We start from the raw sequence: 8,359 nt of genomic DNA on the forward strand, positions 1-8,359 counted from the left end.
CGTCCGGCACTACACAAAAGTAGTGCCATACACGCCGCCATATCGTCCTAAGTCAATGATTTCATTGGGGGTCGTAGTGCCAAATGACAAACTTGGGCTAGGCGCAAAGCGCAGCCATAAGCTTGTGCTATGGGGTGCGATTCAAACTGATGTCAAGTCATCAACAACCGTTCGCCCGGCTGTCCGCCGAATGCCATGCGGTGCCGAGGTCGCTACAGAGAGTCACGCGAGGCAGGGTTTGACAGTGAATCGCTGCCCCACTTCGAGCATCATGGCCAGCGTTGCCAGCACGGCTCTCACATCGGCGCGGTTGCGGGCGTCCATGGCATGGATGGAAGGCGTGCAGACCATGCATCCGCAACGCGACTTCACCGGGCGAAGGTAGTCCTCGTAGATGTCCATCGACCGTAGCGGGGCCAGGTCGGTATGCGTGACGCCCACCGCAAGCGGACGGCGGCCATCGGTCGCACGCAGGAGCGGGGCATGGTAGCGATGAAAGTCGCGCACCGGATCGGCAGCGGAATGATTGAGGACCAGCAGGACCGCGTCTGCCTGCTCCAGCAGGTCGTCCCACATGAAATGAAAACGGTCCTGACCGGCGGCACTGTACAGAAGGAGGCGGTCATCCCCCTCGAGCCGCATGATTCCCCTGTCCATGGGCATCGTTGTCGTGGGATCGAGGTTGGCCACTTCATCCGAGGCGCGAACCTCCGGGTCGTGGATGTCGCTGACGGTGCGCAGGGCGGTCGTTTTGCCCGCGCCCATCGGGCCGAGCAATAGGATTCGGCTTTCCATGGTCAGTCAAGCGGGCGATTCAGGGCGGGGCCAAGGCAATGATGGATCATTTATGACGCCGTGAATGCACTTCTGATGTAAATGAATCATATCTGCCGAGGCTGGGGGTGTGTCCTCGTCTTCGGTGTTAATTCACGTCAAGCACAGGGGCAAGTCCCTGTAGACAGAGGCCCGTTTTCCGCCGGAGTGCAGGTCAATTGCTGACCCATATCAAACCGGCGAGGCAGGCAGAACCGACTTGAGCAGCACGAAGCTCGCGCTGCAATTGACCAGGGTCGAAGCCCCCGTGGGTGTCGATCACGCAATTGACGACGCGAAACTAACCGCGCCCGGATCGAATGTGAAGTGGGTGGCCGCTGGTATCGGGCTCGGGCCACCGTAGTGCCATGCAGGGAGACTAAACATTGCTCGGCCCTATCGACTTGACGACGCTATGGTCGACTTTGACCGAACGAAATGAGCTTTGAACCTCACCCCTTTCAAGGTCTTCGCGCCCTCTCCCTCTGGGAGAGGGCGGGGGTGAGGGCCGTGGGCGGTGAATAAAGCCATGGGTTGCCATTGCCGCAGCCCCTCACGCAACCTCTCCCCAGACGGGGAGAGGGGCCAATAAAAGACCTTGAAAGGGGTGGCTTTGAACCCGCAGTCCGCCACATCGAACTGCGAACCCGAGACATCGATCATGAATTGATCAACTCGAGCAATATGTTCTTTGTCCTTTTGCTTCCGGAGCCGAGGTATTCGATGAAGGCCTCCGTATGGTTCTCCATCAGCCACGTGAGGGTCTGGGCATCGCTATTCTCAGCGCGAGCAGCGATTTGAAGGTCTCGAAGTTTTTTCCAGCGGTCCTTCAGTTTGGCTCCAATATCGGATTTCCTGATCAAATCCTTGGTGGCGTCCGCATACTTCGTCCCGCGGGTCAATTTCACCATCATCACGAGGAACTCTTGCGGCGTGAACTTGTTGATGTGAGTCATGTCGTTGACGTACAGGAAATCCGACATGTTGTCTGTCATTGCCTTGGCAGGGGATGGCTTTGACAGCTGCCTGGTGAGCCCTTCAATGAAGAATTGGCCGGACATGGACTCATGGTCGACAACTTCGCTGATGTTGGGTTGCTCGCTGTAGTGGTCCGCGCGTGCCCGTTCGAGTTCTATCTCTGCAGCGCTCATCGAACGCCAAATCATTTTTTGCGGAGACGTGTCAAGGCCTTGTGGTGCCCTTATCCGAGATGCAGATCGCGTTCTTTCAAGCGCAGCCAGGTCAGGCTCTTGGACCATGTAGTCCGGCCGCTCATGGAAGTATTCCGCCCGTGCGTCTTCGTCCCGCCGTTCCTCCCAAGTCATTTCGCGAGCGACCGTGGGAACGTGTGAATGGCTGTTGGTCTTCACGAAGGATTGACGATACGGCGTCGTGCTGGCGGGCGTCTCTCGCGAGACCTCGTGGCCGTAGTACGCCGCCTCCTCCTGCCCTGCCTTGCTATAGGGGCTATAGATCGGCTCATGCTGTGGTTCATGGAGGATGTTGCCCAGGCCGGAGAATGCCTTTCCCGCCTTGTGAAGGCCTCTGTTCATGACCTTGCTCACGCCCTTGGTGGCCTTTGTCATCCATGAACTGCCGGATATGCCGGATGCCTTTTGCGGGGTTGAATGACAGTCTGACTTCGGCAAACTTGTTGCGCTTCTGGGGGCCATCGATTCAGGGCCCGGCCCTTTCTGGCGAGCGAGGAGGCCGCTCAGCTTGCCGGGCAGCAACTTCCTCGATCCGCCGCTGGTCGGGGCGGCTCGTTGGGAGTTGTTGGGCGTTTCAACTTGCGAGGGACATACCCGCTTGGTGCGTGAAATAAGCATCTCGGCGTTCCGGACTTGGTTGGCTGAACCGGCAAAGTCTTGCTGCGCGAAACCTTCGGTCTAGCCGATCTTTGCCGCGACCAAGTGAACGCTCGAACGCCAAACCGAACCCATGTCGCGGAACGCGAAATCGTGGCGCCAATTTGTGCAGGTTGTCACGAGACCCTGATCTCGTGACGAACCATCAATTGTTCGGAATGTTTTGGTCATGTTTGACCCGAAGGCAATCCTGATACTGAGTCTGTCAGCGTGGTGGGACTACTTACCGGTAGGCAGTTCTCGTCCGGAGTCGTCGAATGCTTGCCTGGATTCCGACGATGCGTCCAACCTTGGCCGGCTCGGCCGCAAGGCTGTCGGGATGGCGATAGCGGGGGCTGCCGATGCGCGCTCTCTTTGCCAAAAATCTCTTTCGAATTGATGAGCCTGCAAGTCGAGGCATTGATACCAACAGCGTCATGCGAATGTTTACTACATCGACCATACGGCCAAACAACTTGTCAAGCCTTCTGTGCACGACGCTCGTGATCGCCTTGGGCAGTTGCCCTGCCGTCGCGGCCGACGCACCACAACCCGACTGGTCGGCATTGCGAGTACAGGATGTGGTTCGCGCTGCACTTCATCAGGGGGCCTCGGCGCTCTCGCAAGGCATGGACCTTCGCGTTCAGGCGGCACAGGCGGCATTGGCCCGACGCGAATTTCTTCCGCAAGGCACAGTGACCGCGCAGGCCGAACGCAGTCGCAGCACGAGCAGTGGAGAGGCCGATAGCGGTTCGCGGACCGGCAGCATGGGGCTTGAGTCCACGCTCAAGTTGCGCACCGGCGCGTCGGTGTCGGCAAGCGTGGCGAGATCGTCGCTGCTGAAGTCGATCGATGGGTCTGGCATTGATTCCAGTGTCACATCTTCAGCGGGCGTCTCGGCCACGACCCTCCAGACGACTCGGTCGGTCACCTTCACCAAGCCTTTGTTCCGCGGCGCCGGCGTGGCCGTAGCCACCGCGAATGAACGGCTCGCCGAGATCGGCTTTTCGAGCACCCAGAAAAACTTCGTGCAGTCGATGAGCGCCATCGTGCTCGACTGCGTTACTGCGTACTTTGCGGTGGACCAGGCGCATCGAAGTGTGGAGCTCGCGCAGGCGTCGCTCGAGCGGGCCGCGCAGCTTCACGCGATCAACGAGTCGCTGTTTGCTGCGGGACATATTGCACGAACGGCTTTGCTTCAGAACGACGCCGACGACGCAGCCGCCGAACTTGCGTTGGCGCAGGCGCGGCACGCCGAGCAGGTTGCCAAGCGCCGTCTTGTCTCGCTGATGGGGATGCAAACGCCCGACCCGGACTCGGTGCCGGTGAATACGGCAGAATCCTTCACCTCCTATCTCAACCCGGTCATTCCTGACGAGCAGACAACAGTGCAAAGGGGCCTTGCTCAGCGTGCCGATGTTCGTATCGCGCAAGACAACGTTTCTTCGGCGCAGCTGTCGCGAATAAGCGCGCGCGACAACCTGCGCGACCAGCTCAACGTCTATGCACGAGTGGACAACCAGTCCGTGAAGACCCTGGAACGAAGCTCGGGCACGTCACAAGCGGTGGGTGTGACCTACGCGATCACGCTGGACAAATCGAGTGCCCGTGTCGCGGCCGACGCCGCCGGGGTCGCAGTCAGGAAGGCGGAGCTTGCGCTGGCGGAGGCGCAGCGCAACGCCAGCGCGGAGATTCGCGATGCGGTGCGTTCGCTTTCCTTCGCCATCGAGCAGCAGCGGCTTGCCCAACGCTCGGCTGAATTGACGGCGAAGCGGCTGGACAATGAAACCGAGAAGGCGCGCCTGGGCCGCAGCAGCGCGACAGATCTTTCCGTTGCACAGGACTCGCTGCGCCAAGCCAATGCGCAAGCCTTGCAAGCACAGTACGCGGTGCTGCAAGCGCAACTCGAAGTTCAGCGTGTGACGGGGACGGTGCTCGAAGCATGGCAGTCGGCCGGCCTCGTCGATGCGCTGCTTGCCTCGGCAGTGAAATGATGCGAGTTGAGCTGATGCGCAGGGCATTCAAGGCGATGAAGAAGCGATCCGTTCAAGTCGTCGTGGTGTCTGTGGCTGGAGTGGCTGGCCTTGCTGCTCTGGGCCTGGCGGCCACGTTCAGCCCGGCGGACGGAGCGGGTGCGGGTCACTGGCAAAAAGTCGAAAGCCGGGCCTCGTCAGAACCAGTGGTTCTGCGGGGCAACTTGCAGGCTGGGAGCCAGATCACTATCGCGGCGCCATTCGATGGTCGCATGGCTGATCGTTTCGTCGAATTGGGCGATGTGGTGATTCAGGGGCAACGCCTCGCGCGCATTGAAAGCACAGAACTGGAGCAGCAAGAACGTGAAGCCGAGATCGCGCTCATTCGCTCCGAACAGGAACTCGGCAATGCGATTCGCGTGGAGGAGACCCCGGAATACGCCATGGCAAGCCGCAGGTTTGTAGCTGCCCGGAACTCGGTGCAGATCGCGATGCGACGCGCCAAGGAAACGCAGGTGCTGTTCGAAAAAGGAATTGTCGCCCGCCAGGAAGTTGATGCGGCGAAGCAGGAATTCGACTCGGCGGGCGCCCAGGTGCTCGGAGCACAAGAGGAATTGATCCAGTTGCGCAACAAAAAGGGCGGTCAGGGGCTTCGCATGCTGGAACTCGAAACGAGCAACCGGCGTGCACACCTGGAAGAACTGCGTAAGAAGCGTAGCGCCGCCGTGGTCGTCTCTCCGATCGCGGGCGTGGTGGTGCCTGCACCGCAGGTCGACCCTTCGGATCAGGCGGCGGCTACGCCTGTGCGCGAGCCAAGGGCAGGAGCCTATGTGACCACCCGCGATGCGCTGTTCACAGTCGCCGACACGCAGACCTTGATGGTCAAGTCAGCGGTTGATGAATCCGATGTGTCTCGCATCGAGTCATGCCGCAAGGCCATGGTGAGTCTCAATTCCGATCCCGCGCATGTCATCGAAGGCACGGTCAAGCGTGTGGCCAGTCAACCGCGCGGCGCTGCCGGGATGCGATCGAACGGGTCCGAGACTCCGCAATTCGAGGTGGAGGTGCTCGTGCCGCGGCCATCCGACGGCGCAACCCGCTTCCGTCTGGGCGCGCCGACGACCGTGAAGATCGTGCCGTGCAAATCGTCGCCCGCAGTTCTCGTTCCTATTGCGGCCTTGCATTGGGATGAGGCTGGTGTGCCTTCCGTTCGAATCCGAAAGGCGGGATCCAGAACCGCGCAGTTGCAACCGGTGAGCCTGCAACGCACCGGAGTGATCGACGCAGAGGTGAGTTCCGGTGTCGATGCCGGCGACGAGGTGTGGGTCGCACAGGGTGCGGCGAATACGGGTCGCCCTGGTGGCCTGCTGCGCAGGCTCCTGAATTCAGGTGATGATGAGTGACGCTGTCGCATGCCCCATGCCGCTCGTTCGACTCGGTGATGTCTCTCGCATCTTCAAGGTCGGTAAGCAGCGCGTGAACGCTCTTGACCATGTGAGCCTCAGCCTGCACGCGGGTGAAAGGGTCGCTGTCGTCGGAGCCTCGGGCTCGGGCAAGACGACGCTGATGAACCTCGTGGGTTTGCTCGACACGCCAAGCAAAGGTGACGTCGTTCTCGATGGAATCAGCACGCGGGAACTCGGACCCACGCAACGCGCCCGCCTGCGCAACATGTCCATCGGACTCGTCTTTCAACAGTATCACCTGCTGCCACAGCTCACGGCAGTGCAGAACGTCGAGCTCACCATGCTCTACCGCGGAGCCACCGCGAGCGACGCAAGAGAGCGTGCCCTCGAGGCCTTGGCCAGCGTCAGTCTCGACACGCGGGCAGAACATCTTCCAGCGCAACTCTCCGGTGGCCAAAGGCAACGCGTGGCGATCGCACGCGCACTCGTCGGAAAGCCGCGGATTCTTCTCGCCGACGAACCTACCGGCGCGCTCGACACCGCGACCAGCGCGGCGGTGCTCAACCTGCTCATTCGAAGCACTGGGACCAACGGCTGTGCGTTGGTCGTCGTGACGCACGACCTGGAGGTCGCGGCCCGCCTGCCGCGGCGCATCGTGATGCGGGATGGCCGTGTCACGTCGGACAACGGCACCCATGGTTGAAGCTGCTCACATCCGTACGCGAGTCGTTCTGGCGATTCGCTTCGCCCGACAAAGCATGACGTCGAACTGGCGGCGGATCGCGCTGGCGGTCATTGGGATCGCGATCGGTATCGGCGCCATCACATCGATGCTCGTCATCGGTTACAGCGCTACCGCCCAGGCGACGCGCATGCTCGATCGGCTCGGCGGCGACGTGGTGACGCTCACGGCCTTGAGCCAGGCCCCGCAAGGTCCGGACACGAGTGGCGGCATGGCGGCGCGATTCGGCAGTGGATTGCCCGATGCACTGACGGGGGCGCAGCCGGCTCGCCTGACCGACGGGGGCGCGGCCGTGCTGGCTCTGTTGCGCAGCATGCCGGACGTGAAAGCCGTGGCACGTGTGTGGCCGTTGATGCCATGCCGCACCAGCAACACGGGTCTCGGTGATACGCAAGTATTCGCAGCGGATGCGGGGCTGCCGCAGGTCATTTCGACAGGTATGTCGGATGGCCGATTTTTTCTGCCAGGCTCGGAGGATCGCCCCTGGGTCGTTGCAGGAGCCTCGGCCTACGAGGAACTGCGGCGCAAGAGGCCGGGCCTGCGGCCCGGTTCTTCCATGGAACTGTGCGGGCGCCTCGTGTACCTGCTCGGCGTGCTCACGCCCTATCCGGGAGACGAGGTACTCACGACCTTGAAGGTCAATCGCTCGATCTTCGTCAGTGAGTCGAGCGTGGCGGCGTTGGGCGGTTCGCTCGAGCAGCCGCAAATCCTCGCCCGCGTGCCCTTGGATGGGGTCAACATGCCCCAGTCGTTGGCGCGGCGGCTCGATGCGGCGCTCGGTGCAAACAGCGGCCTCAGTTTTCAAGCTGTAGGTGCGGTTCAAATCAACGACATGCGCCAGCAGCAGGTCTCGCTGTACCTCAATTTCCTCACGGCACTGGGCGTTGTGGCACTGGCCGTCGGATCGCTCGGCATCACCAACGTGATGTTGGTGTCGGTATCGGAGCGCCGCTCGGAGATCGGCCTTCGCATGGCCCTGGGTGCCGCGCCAGCAGACATCGCTCTGCAGTTCATCGCCGAGAGCGTTTTCGTGTGTTTGTGCGGCGCACTGCTTGGCGTGGTCCTCGGCATGCTTGGCGCCATTGCTGCACTGCTGCTCGCCGGCATCGAATTCGCATTGAGCCCATCGATGCCACTCGCATGCGGGGCGCTCGCCGTGGTCAGCGGCGTGCTCGCAGGAGCTCACCCTGCGATGCGCGCCGCCCGCATGAACCCGGTCGCAACTCTGCAGGCGTGATGAATGGGTCGGGAGCAGCAATTGAAGTGGGCGATCGAGCGGCGATCCCGCTTGAGTCGACTTCGCATGTGTAGCCACGGCTGCGTTTTTCTGCACCCTGAATGGCGCGCTGGGTATCTATTCACCCAGTACGCAGTGAACTGCAACGCAAGGTGTCGCATCGAGCCGACGAGGCATGAGATATCGGTGGCGTAAACGCAGGCATGGCGGAGATACTGCGCGGCGATGAATGGAATCCCCATGCCTGAAGCGGAACAAGCGCCGCGCGATGCGGCGGACTTGCCGCAAACGCTGAGCGAATGCCATGAGGTCATCACACAGCAGGCTGTGCAACTGAGCCA

At 61.4% G+C, this 8,359-nt stretch carries 6 protein-coding genes; 4 read left to right on the plus strand and 2 right to left on the minus strand.

Translation table 11 applies throughout. The annotated features are described in order from the left end of the window. Nucleotides 1–222: 222 nt before the first annotated feature. Nucleotides 223–765, minus strand: coding sequence for a GTP-binding protein (locus tag AC30NL_RS21545; protein ID WP_489466030.1), 543 nt, complete (start codon nt 763–765; stop codon nt 223–225). A gap of 707 nt (nt 766–1,472) precedes the next feature. Beyond that, nucleotides 1,473–2,546, minus strand: a complete 1,074-nt coding sequence (locus AC30NL_RS21550) for a hypothetical protein (RefSeq protein WP_489466031.1) — start codon at nt 2,544–2,546, stop codon at nt 1,473–1,475. Between the two features lie 590 nt (nt 2,547–3,136). Here AC30NL_RS21550 and AC30NL_RS21555 point away from each other — a divergent pair. The 4 genes from AC30NL_RS21555 to AC30NL_RS21570 are packed head-to-tail and all read left to right on the plus strand — an operon-like array spanning nt 3,137 to nt 8,018. After that, nucleotides 3,137–4,654, plus strand: a complete 1,518-nt coding sequence (locus AC30NL_RS21555; RefSeq protein WP_489466032.1) for a TolC family protein — start codon at nt 3,137–3,139, stop codon at nt 4,652–4,654. Nucleotides 4,655–4,689: 35 nt separating this feature from the next. Further along, nucleotides 4,690–6,036, plus strand: coding sequence for an efflux RND transporter periplasmic adaptor subunit (locus tag AC30NL_RS21560; protein WP_489466033.1), 1,347 nt, complete (start codon nt 4,690–4,692; stop codon nt 6,034–6,036). 16 nt (nt 6,037–6,052) lie between these two features. Beyond that, on the plus strand, nt 6,053–6,742 hold the full coding sequence (locus AC30NL_RS21565; RefSeq protein WP_489466034.1) for an ABC transporter ATP-binding protein: 690 nt from the start codon (nt 6,053–6,055) through the stop codon (nt 6,740–6,742). Beyond that, nucleotides 6,735–8,018, plus strand: coding sequence for an ABC transporter permease (locus AC30NL_RS21570; RefSeq protein ID WP_489466035.1), 1,284 nt, complete (start codon nt 6,735–6,737; stop codon nt 8,016–8,018). Before AC30NL_RS21565 ends, AC30NL_RS21570 begins: the two co-directional genes overlap by 8 nt. Nucleotides 8,019–8,359 lie beyond the last annotated feature (341 nt).

Source organism: Rhizobacter sp. (assembly GCA_021153565.1).
Classification (GTDB): domain Bacteria; phylum Pseudomonadota; class Gammaproteobacteria; order Burkholderiales; family Burkholderiaceae_C; genus Albitalea.